13 protein-coding genes and 2 pseudogenes are annotated in these 18,748 nt (G+C 71.0%); 10 read left to right on the top strand and 5 right to left on the bottom strand.

What is annotated here, in order from left to right:
* The first annotated feature begins 47 nt into the window (after positions 1 to 47).
* Both ACWGI8_RS10380 and ACWGI8_RS10375 read left to right on the top strand, forming a co-directional pair.
* Complete coding sequence (locus tag ACWGI8_RS10380; RefSeq protein WP_453659714.1) at positions 48 to 791, top strand: HAD family hydrolase; 744 nt, start codon at positions 48 to 50, stop codon at positions 789 to 791.
* The gene (locus tag ACWGI8_RS10375; protein WP_453659713.1) at positions 788 to 3,184 is read left to right on the top strand and encodes a glycoside hydrolase family 65 protein; all 2,397 of its coding nucleotides are present in this window, start codon (positions 788 to 790) and stop codon (positions 3,182 to 3,184) included. The genes ACWGI8_RS10380 and ACWGI8_RS10375 overlap by 4 nt, the downstream gene beginning before the upstream one ends.
* Before the next feature lie 3 nt (positions 3,185 to 3,187).
* On the opposite strand, the gene treY is transcribed toward ACWGI8_RS10375, so the two are convergent.
* Positions 3,188 to 5,524 (bottom strand): malto-oligosyltrehalose synthase, encoded by a 2,337-nt coding sequence (gene treY, locus ACWGI8_RS10370; protein WP_453659712.1) that lies wholly within the window; start codon positions 5,522 to 5,524, stop codon positions 3,188 to 3,190.
* A 100-nt stretch (positions 5,525 to 5,624) separates the two neighbouring features.
* A complete protein-coding gene (glgX, locus tag ACWGI8_RS10365) occupies positions 5,625 to 7,745 on the bottom strand; it encodes a glycogen debranching protein GlgX (protein WP_453659711.1) in 2,121 nt (706 codons plus the stop codon).
* Positions 7,746 to 7,873: 128 nt separating this feature from the next.
* Between glgX and ACWGI8_RS10360 the strand changes: the two genes are divergently transcribed.
* From ACWGI8_RS10360 to ACWGI8_RS10345, 4 genes are all read left to right on the top strand, one after another.
* Positions 7,874 to 8,701: a Tat pathway signal sequence domain protein gene (locus ACWGI8_RS10360; protein WP_453659710.1), complete on the top strand. Its 828-nt coding sequence runs from the start codon at positions 7,874 to 7,876 to the stop codon at positions 8,699 to 8,701.
* Positions 8,702 to 8,716: 15 nt separating this feature from the next.
* A complete protein-coding gene (locus ACWGI8_RS10355) occupies positions 8,717 to 10,045 on the top strand; it encodes a copper amine oxidase (RefSeq protein WP_453659709.1) in 1,329 nt (442 codons plus the stop codon).
* A gap of 99 nt (positions 10,046 to 10,144) precedes the next feature.
* On the top strand, positions 10,145 to 11,389 hold the full coding sequence (locus ACWGI8_RS10350) for an SAV2148 family HEPN domain-containing protein (protein WP_453659708.1): 1,245 nt from the start codon (positions 10,145 to 10,147) through the stop codon (positions 11,387 to 11,389).
* A 235-nt stretch (positions 11,390 to 11,624) separates the two neighbouring features.
* Positions 11,625 to 12,347, top strand: a complete 723-nt coding sequence (locus ACWGI8_RS10345) for an exonuclease domain-containing protein (RefSeq protein WP_453659707.1) — start codon at positions 11,625 to 11,627, stop codon at positions 12,345 to 12,347.
* A gap of 12 nt (positions 12,348 to 12,359) precedes the next feature.
* Here the strand turns inward: ACWGI8_RS10345 and ACWGI8_RS10340 are convergent, their stop codons facing one another.
* From ACWGI8_RS10340 to ACWGI8_RS10330, 3 genes and pseudogenes are all read right to left on the bottom strand, one after another.
* A complete protein-coding gene (locus tag ACWGI8_RS10340) occupies positions 12,360 to 12,497 on the bottom strand; it encodes a hypothetical protein (RefSeq protein ID WP_453659706.1) in 138 nt (45 codons plus the stop codon).
* A gap of 16 nt (positions 12,498 to 12,513) precedes the next feature.
* Positions 12,514 to 13,203 (bottom strand): annotated as a pseudogene (locus tag ACWGI8_RS10335) (alpha/beta fold hydrolase); the annotation flags it as partial.
* A 108-nt stretch (positions 13,204 to 13,311) separates the two neighbouring features.
* A complete protein-coding gene (locus ACWGI8_RS10330) occupies positions 13,312 to 14,163 on the bottom strand; it encodes a phosphotransferase enzyme family protein (RefSeq protein ID WP_453659705.1) in 852 nt (283 codons plus the stop codon).
* Between the two features lie 104 nt (positions 14,164 to 14,267).
* Between ACWGI8_RS10330 and ACWGI8_RS10325 the strand changes: the two genes are divergently transcribed.
* The 4 genes and pseudogenes from ACWGI8_RS10325 (at position 14,268) to mgt (ending at position 18,696) form a co-directional block, all read left to right on the top strand.
* Positions 14,268 to 15,203, top strand: coding sequence for a carbohydrate ABC transporter permease (locus ACWGI8_RS10325; protein WP_453659725.1), 936 nt, complete (start codon positions 14,268 to 14,270; stop codon positions 15,201 to 15,203).
* Positions 15,204 to 15,205: 2 nt separating this feature from the next.
* Entirely contained in the window at positions 15,206 to 16,039 is an 834-nt protein-coding gene (locus ACWGI8_RS10320; protein ID WP_453659724.1) for a carbohydrate ABC transporter permease, read from the top strand.
* Between the two features lie 77 nt (positions 16,040 to 16,116).
* Positions 16,117 to 17,394 (top strand): ABC transporter substrate-binding protein, encoded by a 1,278-nt coding sequence (locus ACWGI8_RS10315; RefSeq protein ID WP_453659704.1) that lies wholly within the window; start codon positions 16,117 to 16,119, stop codon positions 17,392 to 17,394.
* A 65-nt stretch (positions 17,395 to 17,459) separates the two neighbouring features.
* Positions 17,460 to 18,696, top strand: a pseudogene (gene mgt / locus ACWGI8_RS10310) (macrolide-inactivating glycosyltransferase).
* The last annotated feature ends 52 nt before the right edge of the window (positions 18,697 to 18,748 follow it).

The following is an 18,748-nucleotide window of genomic DNA, read 5'->3' as shown; positions in this document are numbered from 1 at the left end:
GCGCCCGACGCCGCCGGGGACCGCCGCCCCCTCCTAGCCTCGACGGCATGCTGGGTCTTCCGGATCACGTCCGCACGTGCCTCTTCGACCTCGACGGCGTCCTCACGCGTACCGCGAAGGTGCACGCGGCCGCGTGGAAGGAGATGTTCGACGACTACCTGCGACAGCGCGCCGAGCGTGAGGGCACGCCCTTCGTACCGTTCGACGCCGTGCGCGACTACGACGAGTACGTGGACGGCCGCCCCCGCGAGGACGGGGTCCGCACCTTCCTCGCCTCGCGCGGCATCGAACTGCCCGAGGGCGCGCCCGACGACGGGCCGGGTGCCCAGACCGTGAACGGCCTGGGCACCCGCAAGAACGACCTGGTGCTCCGCAAGATCCGCGAGGAGGGCGTGGAGGCGTACGAGGGGTCGGTGGCCTATGTGCGCGCCGCCAGGGACGCCGGTCTGCGGCGCGCCGTGGTCTCCTCGAGCGCCAACTGCCGTGATGTGCTTGCCGCCGCCGGTATCGAGGATCTCTTCGACGAGCGTATCGACGGGATCGTAGCCAAGGAGCTGCGACTGCGGGGCAAACCCGCACCGGACACGTATCTTGCCGCCGCCCGCGCCCTGGGCGCCGAACCGGGCGAGGCGGCGGTCTTCGAGGACGCGCTGGCCGGAGTGGAGGCTGGGCGCGCGGGCCGGTTCGGCATCGTGGTGGGCATCGACCGGACCGGGCAGGCCGCGGAACTGCGGCAGCACGGCGCCGACGTCGTCGTGAGCGACCTCGCCGAACTGATGGAGTCACGATGATCACCCATCCCAGCTATGTGGTCGAACCCTGGCGCCTGTGCGAGACCGAGCTGAACCTCGACGTCCTCGCCCAGAGCGAGTCCGTGTTCGCCCTGGCCAACGGCCATATCGGGTGGCGCGGCAATCTCGACGAGGGCGAGCCGCACGGACTGCCCGGCGCCTACCTCAACGGTGTCCACGAGCTGCACCCACTGCCCTACGCCGAGGCCGGCTACGGCTACCCGGAGTCCGGTCAGACGCTGATCAACGTCACCGACGGGAAGATCATCAGGCTTCTCGTGGACGACCACCCCTGCGACCTGCGCTACGGCGAACTGACGGCACACGAGCGGGTACTGGACTTCCGTACGGGAGTCCTGAGCCGCACCGCGGAATGGACCTCCCCGGCCGGCCTCGCCGTGCGCATCACCTCGCACCGCCTGGTGTCGTTCACCCAGCGGGCCATCGCCGCGATCGCGTACGAGGTGGAGCCGCTGGACGGCCGGGCCACCGTGGCCGTCCAGTCGGAGCTGGTCGCGAACGAGCAGATGCCGCACGACGCCGGCGACCCGCGGGTCGCGGCAGCCATCGACTCCCCGCTCGAACCGGAGGAGGACTTCGCCCAGGACACCCGGCTGCGCCTGGTGCACCGCACCAGGAAGAGCGGCCAGCGGGTCGCGGCCGCGGCCGACCACATCGTCGAGGGCCCGGCGGGGACGACCTGGTCGGCCGAGAGCGAGCCGGACGTCAGCAGGCTCACCGTCACCGCCACACTGGCGCCCGGCGAGCGGCTGCGGCTGGTGAAGTTCGTAGGGTACGGCTGGTCCGCCGAAAGGTCGCTGCCCGCCCTCCACGACCAGGTCGACGGCGCGGTCGCCGCCGCCCGGAGCACCGGCTGGGAGGGACTGCTCGCCGAGCAGCGGGCCTATCTGGACAACTTCTGGTCCGGCGCGGACGTCGAAGTGGACGGTGACGCGGAGATCCAGCAGGCCGTGCGCTTCGCGCTGTTCCACGTCCTCCAGGCGGCGGCCCGCGGGGAGGAGCGGGCGATCCCCGCCAAGGGCCTGACGGGGACGGGCTACGACGGACACTCGTTCTGGGACGTGGAGTCCTTCGTCCTCCCCGTGCTCACCTTCACGGCGCCCCAGGCCGTCGGCCCGGTCCTGCGCTGGCGGCACGCGACCCTGCCCGCGGCGCGGGACCGGGCTCATCAGCTCGGCCTGGCCGGAGCGGCGTTCCCGTGGCGGACCATCAGTGGCGCGGAGTGCTCCGCCTACTGGCCGGCGGGCACGGCCGCCTTCCATGTCAACGCCGACATCGCCGACGCGGTGCTGCGGTACGTGCTCGCCACCGGGGACGAGACGTTCGAGCGGGGACCGGGTCTGGAGCTGCTGGTGCACACCGCGCGGCTCTGGCACTCGCTCGGCCACCACGACGCGGAGGGCGTCTTCCACATCGACGGCGTCACCGGCCCCGACGAGTACAGCGCCATCGCCCGCGACAACCTCTACACCAATCTGATGGCGCGACGGAACCTGGTGGCCGCCGCGGAGACGGCGGCGCGTCACGCCGACCGGGCGGAGGAACTGGGGGTCGACGACGAGGAGACCGCGGCCTGGCGGGACGCCGCCGCCCGGATCGCCGTGCCGTACAACGAGGCGCTCGGCGTGCACGAGCAGTCGGCCGGGTTCACCGCGTTCCAGCGCTGGGACTTCGACGCCACCTCACCGGAGCAGTACCCGCTGCTGCTGCACTTCCCCTACTTCGACCTCTACCGCAAACAAGTCGTCAAACAGGCGGACCTGGTCCTCGCCATGGTGACGTGCCCGGACGCCTTCACGCCCGAGGAGAAGGCCCGTAACTTCGCCTACTACGAGCAGCTGACCGTGCGGGACTCCTCGCTCTCGGCGTGCTGCCAGGCGATCATGGCCGCGGAGACCGGGCACCTCCGGCTCGCCTACGCCTACCTGGGTGAAGCGGCCCTGATGGACCTGGAGAACCTGGAACACAACACCCGCGACGGGCTGCACATCGCCTCCCTCGCGGGCACATGGCTGGCCCTGGTGTTCGGGCTCGGGGGAATGCGCCGCCACGAGGGCGAGGCCGGTACGCAGGGCCGTCTGGGTTTCGCCCCCAGGCTGCCCGAGCGCCTGTCCGGCCTGAAGTTCACCGTGCTGGTGCGGGGGCGCAGACTGCGGGTGGACATCCGCCGCACGACGGCCCGTTACACCCTGGTGGAGGGTGACCCGCTGACGGTCCTGCACCACGGCGAGCCGCTCGCCCTCACGGTGTCCGCGCCGGTGGAGCGCCCCCTGCCGACGGTGCCCGCACAACCCGAACCGCAGCAGCCCAAGGGGCGCCGACCCGCCGACCGCGCGGGCGTCGCAGCGCCTGAAGCCGCTGACGCGCCCTGAGCCTCACCCCCGGTGGCGGGACGCCCCCCGGCTCCCCGCCGCCCTCTCCAGCAGCGCCACCGGCCGCTCGGCGAAGAGCTCCGTCAGCGGCACCCGCCCACCCGAAAACTCCCGTTCCGGTGCCAGCACATCGGTCCACCGCCCCTCAGGGAGCTCCAGCGACGTGTCGCCCCAGCCGCCCGACTCGTCGAGCCGCAGCGAGAGCCGGGTCACCGCCGTCACGACCTCGCCCGAGCGGCAGAAGGCCAGACAGTGCGCGGCCGCCGGCCCGTCCGCCGCCAGGCTCCGATACGTGCCCGACTCGCCGAACACCTCCGGGCGCCGGCGGCGCAGTTGCAGCGCGGCCCGCGTGAGCCGTGCCTTCTCGTCCGCGGAGCTCTCCCGGAACGGCCCGCGGTTGTCGGGGTCGACCAGCGCCAGGTAGACGTGCTCGGTGCCCTGGTACAGCTCGGGCACCCCCGGCATGGTCAGCTGCACCAGCGCCGCACCCAGCACGTTGGCCAGCCAGTACGGGTCGAGTTCCCGGGCCAGCAGGACCACCGTGTACAGCGGTGGCCCGGCCGGTCCCGCGTCCACGAAATCGTTGACGGCCCGCTCGTACGAGGCATCGGGCTCGGTCCAGCTGGTGTGCAGTCCGGCTTCCCGTACCGACTTGAGCAGGGCGGGACCGATCCGCTGCGGATACGGCATCGCGAAACCGAACGCCGTCTGCCACGCCACCCATGCGAGATGGTGATCGGGCGCCGGCGTGAAGGCCAGGCCCGTCAGCAGCCGCTCCCACCGCTCCGGGCACTCCGACAGCAGCGCGATCCTGGCCCGGACATCCGCGCTGCGCTTGGTGTCGTGCGTGGACAGCACCGTGCCGGTGGCCGGCCAGTCCCGGGCCAGCCGGGCACAGTACGCATGGAACTCCCCGGGGCTCACCCCCGGGCACCCCGGATCACCGCCCACCTCGTTCGCCGAGATCAGCGGGGTGTAGCGGTAGTAGGCCGTGTCCTCGACGGATTTGGCACGCAGCGCCGACGACGTCTGCGCGAAGCGGGCCCGGAAGGCCGTCTGCTCCGGGCCGTCACCGAGCCGGCCGAGCGCCAGGTCCCGGATCACATCGACCGCCTCGGCCTCCTCGGCGACGGCGAACGCCGCCTTCGCCCGCAGCGCCGCGTCCGCCGTCAGGACCGCCTCGCCCCCGGTGCGGTACGGCCGGTAGACGGGCACCCGCACCAGCAGCTCCCGGATCGCGGTGCGCAGCGCCCAGGGCGCGTGGTCGTGCAGCGCCGGGTCCGCAGCGCACACCCGTTCGGCCAGGCGGGCGAGCGCCTCGGTCTCCGCGACCAGCTGGTGCGTCACCACCTTGAACGCGGCGCGGCGCACCGTCGCACCCCAGAAGCCACCCCGGTCGCCGCCGGGCGACGCGTAGTCCTGATATCCGCGGAGCAGTTCCTCGGCGCCCTCGGGGTCGGTGAAGAGCCCGTCGATCCGGTGCAGCGCGTCGTAGCCCGTCGTTCCGGCGACCGGCCAGCCGGCCGGCAGGTGCTCGTCCCGGGTGAGGATCTTCTCCACGATGGTCCAGCAGCCGCCGGTGGCCTCGTGCAGCCGGTGCAGGTACTCCTCGGGGTCGGCCAGCCCGTCGGGATGGTCGATCCGCAGGCCCTCGACGACACCGTCCCGTACCAGTTCCAGGATCTTGGCGTGGGTGGCGGCGAAGACCTCCGGATCCTCCACCCGTACCCCGATCAGCTCCGAAATGGTGAAGAAACGCCGGTAGTTGAGTTCGGTCCTGGCCAGCCGCCACCAGCCGAGCCGGTACCACTGGGCGTCCAGCAGCTCCGGCAGGGGGAGCTCCTCGGTGCCCTCCCGCACCGGCAACGTGTGTTCGCCGTAGTGCAGGACCCGCCCCTCCACCCGCAGCGCTCCGAGTTCGTCCCCGAGCCGTCTGCCCAGCACGGGCATCAGAACCCTGCCGCCGCCCGCGTCCCAGTCGATGTCGAACCACCGTGCGTACGGCGACCCGGGGCCTTCCCGCAGCACCTCCCACAATGCCTTGTTGTGGCGCGGCACGGCGGCCATGTGGTTGGGCACGATGTCGAGCACCAGTCCGAGTCCGTGCTCGCGAGCCGTGCGGGCGAGGGACCGCAGCCCCTCCTCGCCGCCGAGTTCCTCCCGTACCCGATCGTGGTCCACGACGTCATAGCCGTGCGTCGAACCCGGCATCGCCTCCAGCACCGGTGACAGATGCAGATGCGAGATCCCCAGTCCGGCGAGGTACGGAACCGCCGCCTCGGCGGCCCGGAAGGGAAAGTCCGGCTGGAGCTGGAGACGGTAGGTGGCGGTGGGCGTCATGCGAACGTACGTACCCGCATCGCGGGCTTCTGTGTCATCGGCTCGTGCGCCGGCAGGGATTACCGCGTGACGTTCACCTGATATGACGAACGCCGGACCGTCAGGCCGGCCTCCTCAGCACCGTCAGGCTCCGCCCGATCATCCTGACCCGGTCACCCGCCGCCACCTTCGGCCCCTGACCCGGCGCAACGCCCTCCGGTCGTGCCGTGTCCACCACCACCTGCCACTGGCGCCCATGGTTCACCGGCACCGCGAAGTCCCGGTCCTCCGCGCTCGCGTTGAACATCAGCAGGAACGAGTCGTCGGAGATCCGCTCGCCGCGCGGGCCGGGCTCCGAGATCGCATGGCCGTTCAGGAACACCGTCAGGGCCCTGGCGTGGGCGGCCTGCCAGTCCCGGGCCGTCATCTCCCCGCCCTCCGGAGTGAACCAGGCGATGTCCGACAGCTCGTCGTGCGTGCCCTCCACCGGCCGGCCGTGGAAGAAGCGCCTGCGCCGGAACACCTGGTGATCGCGGCGCAGCCAGACCATCGCCCGGGTGAAGGCCAGCAGCGAGCCCTGCTCCTCCTCGGTCGACGCCGGCCAGTGCACCCAGGACAGCTCACCGTCCTGGCAGTACGCGTTGTTGTTGCCGTGCTGGGTGCGGGCGAACTCGTCGCCGTGGCTGAGCATCGGCACGCCCTGGGACAGCATCAGCGTCGCGATGAAGTTGCGCATCTGGCGGCCCCGCAGCTCCTGCACCGCGGGATCGTCGGTGTCGCCCTCCGCCCCGCAGTTCCACGACCGGTTGTGGCTCTCCCCGTCCCGGTTGCCTTCCCCGTTGGCCTCGTTGTGCTTCTCGTTGTACGAGACCAGGTCATTGAGGGTGAAGCCGTCGTGGCAGGTCACGAAGTTGACGGAGGCGAGCGGCCGGCGCCCGTCGTCCTGGTAGAGGTCCGACGATCCGGTCAGTCGGGAGGCGAACTCCGCCAGGGTGCGCGGCTCGCCGCGCCACAAGTCCCGCACCGTGTCGCGGTACTTGCCGTTCCATTCGGTCCACAGCGGCGGGAAGTTCCCCACCTGGTAGCCGCCCTCGCCGACGTCCCACGGCTCGGCGATCAGCTTCACCTGGCTGACCACCGGATCCTGCTGCACCAGGTCGAAGAACGACGACAGCCGGTCCACCTCGTGGAACTGCCGGGCCAGCGTCGCCGCGAGATCGAAGCGGAAGCCGTCGACATGCATCTCGGTGACCCAGTAGCGCAGCGAGTCCATGATCAGCTGGAGCACGTGCGGTGAGCGCATCAGCAGCGAATTGCCGGTGCCGGTGGTGTCCGTGTAGTAGCGGCGGTCCTCGGACAGCCGGTAGTACGAGGCGTTGTCCAGGCCCCGGAAGGAGAGCGTCGGGCCGAGATGATTGCCCTCCGCCGTGTGGTTGTAGACGACGTCGAGGATCACCTCGATCCCCGCCTGGTGCAGCGCCCGTACCGCCGATTTGAACTCCAGCACCTGCTGGCCCCGGTCGCCCCAGGACGCGTAGCGGTTGTGCGGGGCGAAGAACCCGATCGTGTTGTAGCCCCAGTAATTGTTCATCCCCGTGTCGACCAGCCGGTGGTCGTTCACGAACTGGTGCACCGGCATCAATTCCAGCGCGGTGACGCCCAGTTCCGTCAGATGCGAGATCACCTCGGGATGCGCGAGACCCGCGTACGTCCCGCGCAGCTCCTCCGGCAGCGCCGGATGCAGCATCGTCAGGCCCTTCACATGGGCCTCGTAGATCACCGTGCGGTGGTAGTCGGTGCGGGGCGGCCGGTCGTCGCCCCAGTCGAAGTACGGATTGACCACCACGGAGGCCATCGTGTGCGGGGCGGAGTCGAGGTCGTTGCGCGAGTCCGGTCTGCCGAAGTGGTAGCCGTACACCGCCTCGCCCCAGGCGATGCGTCCGCTCATGGCCCGCGCGTACGGGTCGAGGAGCAGCTTCGCCGAGTTGCACCGCTGCCCGCGCTCCGGCGTGTACGGGCCGTGCACCCTAAATCCGTACCGCTGTCCCGGCATCACGCCCGGCAGATACGCATGGCGCACGAACGCATCGGTTTCGCGCAGCTCGACGGCCGTCTCCGAGCCGTCGTCGTGCAGCAGACACAGCTCGATACGGTGCGCGGCCTCGGAGTAGACCGCGAAGTTGGTGCCGGCGCCGTCGTACGTGGCGCCGAGCGGATACGCCTGTCCCGGCCAGACCTGCATAGATAAGACTCTTCCACTTCTGATCCGGGTGCTGGGGACCTCTTCGGCCAGATCCTCCCCGAAAGATGGGCAACCTCCTAGGACTTACCACCGTCCTACCGGGTGACCACATGGAAGAGGGGGGAAATGTGCGCAATCTAGTGCGCCGCCACCTGGGGAAGGTGGTGGCGGGCACGGCCATTGCGGTGACGGGTACCGCCGTGATGGTCGCCATCACCCTGCCGGGCACGGCAGGAGCGGAAGGCGGCCCTGGCGGCCGGTCCGCCGCGTCCGGGGGGCGGGACCCGGGCACGCAGGGACAGGGCACCGGAGCCTCGGCACCCGAACCCGGCGTCGTCGCGGCGGCCCCCGAAGAGGGCGAGAAGGGCTTCGGCCGCGATCCGCTCACCGACGACGAGCTGAAGCGGGCGAAACAGCTGGCGGCGGCGCCGGCCGCGCGCACCGGTGAGAACGTGACGGGCGGCCGCGGCCCGCAGTTCCTCACCACCGATCTGGCCGAGCAGCAGCCGTCCGAGGCGGCCCTCGCCACTCCGCCGCGCCGCGCCGTCGTGTCGTACTACGACTACAAGACCGACCAGCTCGTCACGGCGACGGTCAATCTCACCACGGGGAAGGTGGACAGCCGCGCCGCGCAGCAGGGCGTGCAGCCCTCCCCGCACCGCGAGGAGCTGAAGGAGGCCGTCGAGCTGATACTGGCCAACCCGCTCGGCGCCGGACTGAAGGCGGACTACAAGGACGCCACCGGCAGCGCGCTCACCTCCCCGCAGCCGCTCACCCTGAGCGGCTTCGTCTACCGCAAGGACCGGGAGGCGCGGATCCCGCAGCAGCTCAGCTCCTGCGGAGTGCACCGCTGCGTGCGCGTCGTCACCAAGATCACCAACGGGCCGTGGATCGACACCAGGGACCTGGTCGTCGATCTGAGCGCCCGCACCGTCGTCCGTACGCCTTCTGCCTGAGGGGTTCCGCTTCGCATGGACAAGAGCAGATTCTCGCGTGTCCGCACACCGGTCCGGGCCGCCCGCAAGCCGGCGTCGGTGGCCGCCGCAGCCGTCCTGCTGGGCGGCGCGCTGACGGCCGCGGGCCCCACGGCCCAGGCCGCCGCCCCCCAGGGCCCCACCCCACCGCCGTCACCGGGCTGCAGCGCGCCGTACCGGATCAGCCAGACCCTCGCCGGCGGCACCACCTGGCGCATGTGCTGGCACTACGACTCCTCCGCCGGACTGGTCCTGGACAAGGTCAGCTACCAGCCCAGGAGCGAGCCCCAGCCGATCCAGGTGCTGAACAGCGCCAAGCTGGCGCAGGTCCACGTGCCCTACGACGACGGGCAGGCCGAGTACGACGACCTCACCGGCTTCGGGTTCGGCTACGGCCTGCAGAACCTCCAGGCCACGGAGTGCCCCGGTGGGACCATCCAGTCGGTCAAGGTCCCCGACATCGGCCAGGTCAACGGCCTGTGCATGACCACACGATCGCGCGGCCACGCCTACCGCATGGCGAACGACGAGGGCACCAAGGTCTGGCAGGAGGAGGGCAAGGACCTGCTCCTCTACACCGTCAACAAGGTGTCCTGGTACGAGTACATCACCGAGTGGCGCTTCTCCTCCGACGGGACGATATCCGCCAACGTCGGGGCCACCGGCAGCCTCTCACCGGGTGACTACAACGCGGGCGACGGGCGCGGCTGGCCCATCGGCAAGGGTGCCAAGGACTACTCGACCAGCCACAGCCACAATGTCTTCTGGCGGCTGAACTTCGGCCTCGACGGCAGCACGAAGGACCGGATCGAGCAGTACGACTCGGCGGTCACTCCGCCCGTCGGCACCGGCAGCCCGACGACGAAGACCACCCGTACGCCCGTCACCAAGGAGCTCGCCGGGGACGCGAAGGCGATGCGCTGGTGGCGCGTGGTGAGCGAGACCGGCAAGAACAAGGACGGCCACGCCCGCAGTTACGAGATCGTGCCCGGGCCGTCCGCCAAGCACGCCGGCCGTCCCTTCACCCAGCACGACGTCTATTTCACCCAGAACCGCGCCTGTGAGCAGTTCGCCAGCAACAACACGCTCAACTGCGGGCGAGACGCGCCCGACAACGTGGAGAAGTGGGTCAACGGCGAAGCCCTGACCAACCCGGCCCTCTGGGTCAACATCGGGTTCCACCACATCGCCCGGGACGAGGACCAGCAGCCGATGCCGGTCCACTGGCAGGGCTTCCAGCTCGCACCCAGGGACGTAACCGCCATGAATCCCCTCACTCCGGCAGATCTCGCCGACCAGAACGGAGCACCCGACATCGGGAGTTGAGAAAGGAGCCTGTGGATCCGGCTGCACCGCCTCCCGCTCGCGGAGTACCCTTCCTTGATCGTTGAAGACGGGCGTCCGGGAACAGAAGGCGGTGCGCGGGTGAGCTCGGGAGGGCTGGAGCTACCCCCCGGTGACGCGGGTCACGAGGGGGACTCCGCTGACGTCCCGCCCGGCGCGGTGTCCCTCGCCCGGCCGGTGGAGATGGGATCGCAGATCGGGCCCGAACTGGACTGGGGCGCGGACGCCTGGAGCGAGGTGCGTACGCGCGCTCAACGGGCCGGGCGGGCCTACATCTGGCTGAATCTGGTCGAGCAGCGGCTGCGGGCCGTCGTGGCCGCCGTGCTGCGTCCCATCTACGAACCCGTGCACGGCGACGACTGGGTCGTCGCCGCCGCGGGTCCCGCCGGACAGGAGTGGGTGCAGCGGGCCGTCGCCGTGCGCGAGGTCTCCCGTCGCAAGGGCTATCTGCTCGACCCGGCCGACGACAACGTGCTCAGCTTCCTCACCCTCCCGCAGCTGCGGGAGCTGATGGTCCAGCACTGGCCCTGCTTCGAGCCGTACTTCGACGACCGGCGCGAGGTGGAGCTGGCTCTGGACGAGCTGGAGGTCGCACGCAATGTGGTCTCCCGCAACCGCGCGCTGAGCGAGACCGTGCTGGCCCAGGCCGAACGGGCCTCGGCCCGGCTGCTGGAGATCCTCGGCAGCGGCGCCGGGGTGCCGTCCGCGGACCGGCTGCCGGTCGACGCGGTCGAGGACCTGGTGGGGGACCGGTACGCGGACGTGGTGTCCGTCCATCCCGACCGGGTGCGGCTGCAGCGGCAGCTGCCGGCCGAGGACCTCTTCGGGGGCGCGCGGCGACTCGACGCCATCGGCATAGGCCTGAACCTGCTCGTGCAGAACTTCTCGGGGCGCCGGCTGGTCCGGCTCGCCGAGTCCGGTGCCCGGGTGCGGCTGCTCTTCCTCAACCCGGCGAGCAGCGCGGTCAAGCGGCGCGAGCGGGAACTGGGCCTGAAGAAGGGTGAGTTGAGCCGCTCGGTGGAGATGAACATCCTCCATATGCGGCGGGTGCGGTCGAAGCTGCGCGACCCGGGAGCCTTCGAGATCCATGTCTTCGACGAGACGCCCCGGTTCACGGCGTATCTCGTCGACGGGGACGGTCCTGACGGGCTCGCCGTCGTGCAGCCGTATCTGCGGCGGGCCCGTGGCATGGAGGCGCCGGTGCTGGTGCTGCGGGGCGCGGGCCGGTCGGTGGTGCGGTCGGGTCAGGACAGCGAGAACGGGCTCTTCCAGACGTACCGGGAGGAGTTCGAGTCCGTGTGGACCGACTCGCGGCCGGTGTCCTGACGGTCGGGGTCCTGAGGGCCGGTGTCCTGACGGTCGGGGTCCTGACGGCCAGTGCCGTGACGGCCGGTGTCCTGACGGCCGGTGTCCTGACGGCCGGTGTCCTGACGGTGGGTCTCCTGACTCTCAGTACGGTCGTCGTCGTCCTGACCGCCGGTGACCCGGCTGCCCCGTGCCCCGGCTGTCAGTGCCACGTGCGAGAGTTTCGCCAGTACCACTGGAAGAGGGGGGCGTGATCATGACCTGGCACCGCGAGCCGCTGGCCGGTTTCGACCTGGAGACGACCGGCACCGACCCGCTGGATGCACGCATCGTGACGGCGGCGGTCGTCGTCGTGCGGGGCGGCGAGACGACCGGGCGGCGGACGTGGCTGGCCGATCCGGGGATCCGGATCCCGGCGCAGGCGTCGGCGATCCACGGCATCAGCAGCGAGCGGGCGGCGGCGGAGGGCCGGCCGGCGCGCGAAGTGGCGGACCAGGTCGCCGAGGCGCTGACGGAGCACTGGACGCAGGGCGTCCCGGTCGTCGCGTACAACGCGGCCTTCGACCTCACGCTGCTCTCGGCGGAGCTGGCCCGTCACGGGCTGCCGTCCCTGTCCGAGCGGCTCGGCGGCACGGACATCGGCCCGGTCGTCGACCCGTACACGATCGACCGCGCGGTCGACCGCTACCGGCGCGGCAAGCGCACGCTGGAAGCGGTCTGCGCGGAGTACGGAGTGGTCCTCGACGGCGCCCACGAGGCGCTCGCGGACGCGCTGGCGGCGGTGCAGGTGGCCGGCGCGATAGCGGACCGCCACCCGTCGGTGGCGGCTCTCGCACCGGCCGAGCTGCACACCCGCCAGGTGCGCTGGTACGCGGAGTGGGCGGCGGACTTCCAGGACTTCCTCCGCCGCAAGGGCGACGCGGACGCGGTGGTGGAGAGTTCCTGGCCGCTGCGCGAGCTGGTCGCCGGCACCCGCTGACGGACGGGACGGTCAGCCGGCGGCCGCGCCCCTGGTCCGCACCTCGCCGATGAAGTCGAGCAGAACCGCGTTGATCCGGTCCGGGGCGTCGAGCTGGAGCCAGTGCCCCGGCCCCTTCGACCCGTTCGTAGCGCCAGGAGCCGGCCACATGCTTCTCCGTACCGGTCATCGACCGCTCGGTGAGGAAGCGGTCGCCCGTGCTCCACATTCCCAGCACGGGGCCGGGGAGCGGCGGCAGCGGCAGTTCGGGGCCGAACATCATCTCGGGCGGCAGACCCGCGCGGTACACCGACAGGGCGGCGGTGAGCGCGCCGGGCTCGCGCATACCGGCGACGATCCCGTCGCGGTCGGGGTGCTCGCCGAGCGCTTCGCGCAAGTGGGCGAAGTCGTCGCGGGAGAGCCACTCCTCGGCGATGCCCGGAAGCTGGAACAGCAGCATGTACCAGGACCTCTGGCGCTGTTCCCAGCCGGCGTCCCGCAGCGCGGCGAGGTGCCCCACGGACAGAATGCTCAGGCTCGCCACCCGCTCCGGAGCGGTCATGGCCAGATGCTGGACGATGCCCGAGCCCCAGTCGTGGCCGACGAGATGGGCCTGCTCGACCTCCAGCCGGTCGAGCAGCTCCAGCAGGTCGGCGACGGACCGGGCCGGGGCGTAGGCGTCGGTGCCCTCCGGGCGGTCCGAGCCGCCGAAGCCGCGGAGATCGGGGGCGATGGTGCGGTAGCCGGCGGCCTCCAGTGCGGCCACCTGGTGGCGCCAGCAGTCGTGGGTGTCCGGGAAGCCGTGCACCAGGAGCACGGCCGGCCCGGCGCCGCCGGTGCGGACCTCGAGGGTCACCTCGCTGAGTTCGACACGCATGACAACACTCCGATCATTCATGCCGTTCGTGGAAGACATGGAAGGTCGTTCATGGAAGGTCATTCATGGAAGGGAGCCGAGCCAGGTCGAGTTTCCCGGACCACGATGTCAGAACGGATACCAGCGCACCTGGGTGTCGGCGTCACGCAACGAGGCCACGCGGCGGCGGAATTCGGCCAGCGCCTTCGGATTCGAAGGGGCGTGCTGGGCCACCCAGGCACAGCTCGCCGTCTCGCGGGCGCCGCGGAGCACCGCGCAGCCGTCCCAGCGGCGGACGTCCCAGCCGTAGTCGTCCGTGAAGGCGTCGTACGCGGCCGGGTCCAGCCCGTACCGGTCGCGGGAGAGGGCGAGGACCACCAGGTCGTGCTCGCGCAGGTCCGAGGAGAAGGTCTCCAGGTCGACCAGGACCGGCCCGTCCGGGCCGATGTGCACATTGCGGGGGAGGGCGTCACCATGGATCGGTCCCGGCACGAGGTGCGGGACGAGCGCGGCCGCCGCCGCGGCGAAACCGTCCCGGCGCTCCCGCAGATACGCCGCGTCCGCCGGATCGATCGCGTCACCCGCCAGCCGCAGCCAGCGCTCCACACCGCCGAGCAGCTCCCGGCGGGGCAGCGCGAACGGCGCGGCGGGCAGCGCGTGCACCTGCCGCAGCAGTGGGGCGAGATCACGCGGCTCGGCGGGACGTACGGCCTCGGACAGCCGGTGCCAGACCGTCACCGGATGCCCCTCCACCAGGCGGGTCTTCGGCTCCGCGGCCCGTACCGCCGGCACGCCCGCCTCCTCCAGCCACCCGGCCACCGCCAGCTCGCGCTCCGCACGCTCCAGCAGTTCCGCGCTCCGCCCGACCTTCACCACCACGTCGCCGCTCGCGAACACCGCGTTCTCGCCCAGCGCCAGCAGCCGGCCGCTCCCCGCCAGCCCGGCCGCCGTCAGCACCTCGCGTGCGCGTGTCTCGTCCATGGCGCGAATTCTCGCATTCGTGCAGGCCGGGTTGACGAACCGACGGTCCGTCAGCACGATGACGAGGGCCGGTTCAACTTCATAAAGGGGTCGAATCCGTGACATTGGCGACTGCAACGGAACGGTCCGGCAGAGCGAGCCCGAAACCGCGACCCGGAGCGCGTCGCCCCGGCACGGACTTCGGAGCCTGGTTCCTCGTCCTCCCCGCGCTGATCCCGATCCTTGTGCTGAGCGTGGGCCCGCTGCTCTACGGCGTCGCGCTCTCCTTCACCGACGCCCAGTCCGGCCGCACGCAGGCCACCCAGTGGACCGGCACGCTCAACTTCCAGGACCTGCTCCACGACACGCTGTTCTGGGACTCGTTCCGGATCGGACTGCTGTGGGCGGTCGGGGTGACCGTCCCGCAGTTCGCGCTCGCCCTCGGTCTCGCGCTGCTGCTCAACCAGAACCTCCGCTTCCGCTGGCTGGCCCGGGCCCTCGCGATCATTCCCTGGGCGATGCCCGAGGTCGTCGTCGGCATCATGTGGCGCCTCGTCTACAACCCCGACGCCGGCATCCTCAACGAGACCATCCGCGATCTCGGCCTCGGTGACGGCCGCGACTGGCTGACCGGCCTCGCCACCGCACTCCCCGCCGTGATCGTCGTCGGCGTCTGGTCCGGCATGCCGCAGACCACCGTCGCCCTCCTCGCCGGACTCCAGAACACCCCCCAGGAGCTCCACGAGGCCGCGGCCCTCGACGGCGCCGGCGCCTGGCGACGGTTCCGTACCGTCACCTGGCCCGCCCTCAGGCCCGTCGCCCTCGCCGTCACCGCGCTCAACTTCATCTGGAACTTCAACTCCTTCGCGCTGGTCTATGTCCTGACCGGCGGCGGACCCGGCGGCCGCACCCGCCTCCCCATGCTCTTCGCCTACGAAGAGGCCTTCCGCTACGGCCAGTTCGGCTACGCCGCGGCCATGGGCTGCGTCATGGTCGCGGTGATATCGGTGATGCTCGCCCTCTACCTGGTGGGCCGGCTGAGGGGTGGTGACACGAAGTGAGCATGCGCACCGGCCGGGCCGCACGCGCCGGCCAGTACCTCGCACTCCTCGCCTATCTGGTCTTCCTCGCCTTTCCCTTCCTGTGGCTGATCTCCACCGCCTTCAAGCCGCCCCGCGAACTCGGCTCGCTCCACCCCACCTGGATCCCGGAAGACCCCACGCTCGCCAACTTCCGGCAGGCCTTCGACGAGCAGCCGCTCCTCCAGGCCGCCGTGAACAGCCTGATCGTCGCCCTGAGCGCGGCGGCCGTCGCGGTCGTCATCGCGACGCCGATGGCCTATGTGATGGCCCGTCACCGCACCCGGCTCGCGAAGGCCGCCACCGGCTGGGTCGTCGTCAGCCAGGCGTTCCCGTTCGTCCTGCTGATCATCCCGCTGTTCCTGATCCTCAAGAACCTCCAGCTGATCAACACCCTGGCCGGTCTGGTCCTGGTGTACGTCGTGTGGTCGCTGCCGTTCGCGCTCTGGATGCTCACGGGATACGTACGGGCCGTGCCGGCCGAACTGGAGGAGGCCGCGGCGGTCGACGGCGCGGGCCGGACCCGTACGCTCGTCTCGGTCACCGCGCCGCTGCTCGCGCCCGGGATCGTGGCCACCGCGATGTTCGCGTTCATCACCGCGTGGAACGAGTTCTTCTTCGCGCTCGTCCTGCTCAAGACCCCGCAGAAGCAGACCTTGCCGGTCGTCCTCACCCATTTCCTCGGCGCGGAGGGCGTCGCCGACCTCGGGCCGCTCGCCGCGGCCGCGTTCCTCGCGACGGTCCCCTCCCTGGTGATCTTCGCGGTCATCCAGAGACGGATCACGGGCGGCATGCTGGCCGGGGCGGTGAAGAGCTGATGCACGGACCGATGCGCGGATCGATGCACGGACCGACGCGCCGACCGGTGCACGGGCCGAGGTGCGTACGGGGACGGATGCTGGCCGCTGTGGCCACCGCACTGGCGCTGCTGCTGACCGGCTGCTCCCCGGACGGCGACGAAAGGAAGATCACGCTCCGCTTCCAGTCCCTGGCCTGGCAGGAGGAGTCCGTCGCCGCCAACGAGGAGTTGGTGAAGGAGTGGAACGCGACGCATCCCGACGTCCGGGTCGAGTACGTCCAGGGCAGCTGGGACAGCGTCCACGACCAGCTGCTCACCTCCTTCGAGGGCGGCGAGGCGCCGGACATCATCCATGACGCCTCCGACGACCTCGCGGACTTCGCCTACGGCGGCTACCTCGCCGATCTGCGCGAGCTGCTGCCCGCCCGGCTCGCCGCCGACATCCCGGAGCAGAGCTGGCGGACGACGACCTTCGGGGACGGCGTCTACGGCGTCCCGTTTCTCCAGGAGCCGCGCGTCCTCATCGCCAACAAGACACTCCTCGACGCGTCCGGTGTCCGCATACCGACCCCCGAGAAGCCCTGGAGCTGGGCCGAGTTCCGGGAAATCGGCAAGGAGATGACCGCATGGCTCGGTCATGAGAAGTACGCGGTCGCCTGGCCGTTCAAGGACCCGGTTTCGGCCACGCTCAACCTCGGGCTCTCGGCGGGCGGGCGGATGTTCCAGCGCGGTGAGGACGGGCGGGTGCGCATCGAGTTCACGGACGCCGACGCGGTGGTCCCCGAAACCGTCCACGACCAGGTCCACGTGGACTCGTCCGCGGCCGGCACGGCGCTCGGCGGGGGCGGCTCCGACGCGCTCCCCGGCTTCTTCGGCGGCAAGTACGCGATGGTTCCGCTCGGCTTCTCGTACCGGCAGCAGGTCGTGCAGCAGGCGCCCAAGGGATTCGAGTGGACGGTGCTGCCCGCGCCCGCCGGCAGCGAGGGGCTCGCGCAGGGCGTCAGCCCCCAGACCCTGTCGGTCGCAGAGGACAGCCCGCACAAGAAGGAAGCGGTGGAGTTCATCGACTTCCTGCTGCAGCCGCGGAACATGGTGCGGCTGGCGAAGGGCGACTGGATGCTCCCGACGGGCACGCAGGCGCTCGCCGACCCCGCGCTGCACACCCCGGAGGACGGCTGGGCGACGGGCGCGGCGCTCGCGAAGCATCTTCGTCCGGCGCCCGCGCAGTCGGTGCGGGGCTATCCCGAGTGGAAGGACAAGGTGGCGACGCCGGCGCTCCAGGAGTACTACTCCGGCGGCATCGACCGCGCCGAGCTGGAGCAACGCCTCGTCGAGGACGGCAATCTGGTGCTGGCCCGCTACCAGCGGCAGTAGACCGGCACACGTGGCGGGATCCAGCCGGCCCGGACGACTCCGGCGGGTCCTCCGCGGATTCACGCTTGCACGAGACGTCTCGTCTCGTTTACGGTTGCGGGCATGACCGAACCGAAGCGTGCCCACATCGCCATGTTCTCCATCGCCGCACACGGGCACGTGAACCCGAGTCTCGAAGTGATCCGGGAGCTCGTGGCCCGCGGGCATCGCGTCAGCTACGCGATCCCGCCGTCCTTTGCCGGGAAGGTCGCCGTCACAGGCGCCCAGCCGGTGATCTACACCTCCACGCTCCCGACCGAGGACGAGCCGGAGGAGTGGGGTACGGAGCTGATCGACAACATCGAGCCGTTCCTGAACGACGCGATCCAGGTGCTGCCGCAGCTGGCGGAGGCGTTCTCGGGGGACGAACCCGATCTCGTCCTGCACGACATCACCTCGTACCCGGCGCGCGTGCTCGCCCATCGCTGGGGCGTGCCCGCCGTGTCGCTCTCGCCGAACCTCGTCGCCTGGGAGGGGTACGAGGAGGAGGTCGCCGAACCGATGACCGCCGGGCTCAAGGCGTCGCAGCGCGGCAAGGCGTACTACGCGCGCTTCGAGTCGTGGCTCGCCGAGAACGGTATCGACACCCACCCGGACCCGTTCGTCGGCCGCCCGCGGCGGTCCATCGTCCTGATCCCCAGGGCGCTGCAACCGAACGCCGACCGGGTCGACGAGTCCGTCCACTCCTTCGTCGGCGCCTGCCAGGGCGACCGCAGGGAACAAGGGGCGTGGCAGCGGCCGGCGGACGCGGAGAAGGTGCTGCTGGTCTCGCTGGGGTCGGCCTTCACCAAGCAGCCGGGCTTCTACCGTGAGTGCGTGAAGGCCTTCGGTGACCTTCCCGGGTGGCATGTGGTGCTGCAGACCGGCAAGTTCGTCGACGCCGCCGAGCTGGGTGAGATTCCCGCCAATATCGAAGTGCACCCATGGGTACCGCAGTTGGCGATCCTGAAGCAGGCGGACGCGTTCATCACCCATGCGGGCGCCGGCGGCAGCCAGGAGGGCCTTGCCACCGGCACCCCGATGGTCGCGGTCCCGCAGGCCGTCGACCAGTTCGGCAGCGCGGACATGCTCGCCTCGCTGGGAGTGGCCCGCCATGTCCCGATGGCGGAAGCCACCGCCGGCACCCTCCGCGAGGCGGTCCTCGCCCTGGCCGGCGACCCGGACGTCGCCCGCCGCCTTCGCGAGATCAAGCTCTCGATGGCCAGCGAGGGCGGCACGAAGCGAGCGGCGGACCTGATCGAGGCCGAACTGCCGCACGGCTGACCCGCGAAACCCGGGCAGGGGAGCGGCCCGGGGTACCGGCAATGGGGATACC

The organism is Streptomyces sp. NPDC054841, from assembly GCF_053611045.1.
This window is presented reverse-complemented; position numbering and strand designations above follow the sequence as displayed.

Excerpts from the sequence above, each read along its gene's own strand:
- ACWGI8_RS10380 (WP_453659714.1), top strand. The coding sequence starts at position 48 with ATGCTGGGTCTTCCGGATCACGTCCGCACGTGCCTCTTCGACCTCGAC.
- ACWGI8_RS10375 (WP_453659713.1), top strand. The coding sequence starts at position 788 with ATGATCACCCATCCCAGCTATGTGGTCGAACCCTGGCGCCTGTGCGAG.
- treY (WP_453659712.1), bottom strand. The coding sequence starts at position 5,524 with ATGACGCCCACCGCCACCTACCGTCTCCAGCTCCAGCCGGACTTTCCC.
- glgX (WP_453659711.1), bottom strand. The coding sequence starts at position 7,745 with ATGCAGGTCTGGCCGGGACAGGCGTATCCGCTCGGCGCCACGTACGAC.
- ACWGI8_RS10355 (WP_453659709.1), top strand. The coding sequence starts at position 8,717 with ATGGACAAGAGCAGATTCTCGCGTGTCCGCACACCGGTCCGGGCCGCC.
- ACWGI8_RS10345 (WP_453659707.1), top strand. The coding sequence starts at position 11,625 with ATGACCTGGCACCGCGAGCCGCTGGCCGGTTTCGACCTGGAGACGACC.
- ACWGI8_RS10340 (WP_453659706.1), bottom strand. The coding sequence starts at position 12,497 with ATGTGGCCGGCTCCTGGCGCTACGAACGGGTCGAAGGGGCCGGGGCAC.
- ACWGI8_RS10330 (WP_453659705.1), bottom strand. The coding sequence starts at position 14,163 with ATGGACGAGACACGCGCACGCGAGGTGCTGACGGCGGCCGGGCTGGCG.
- ACWGI8_RS10320 (WP_453659724.1), top strand. The coding sequence starts at position 15,206 with ATGCGCACCGGCCGGGCCGCACGCGCCGGCCAGTACCTCGCACTCCTC.
- ACWGI8_RS10315 (WP_453659704.1), top strand. The coding sequence starts at position 16,117 with ATGCTGGCCGCTGTGGCCACCGCACTGGCGCTGCTGCTGACCGGCTGC.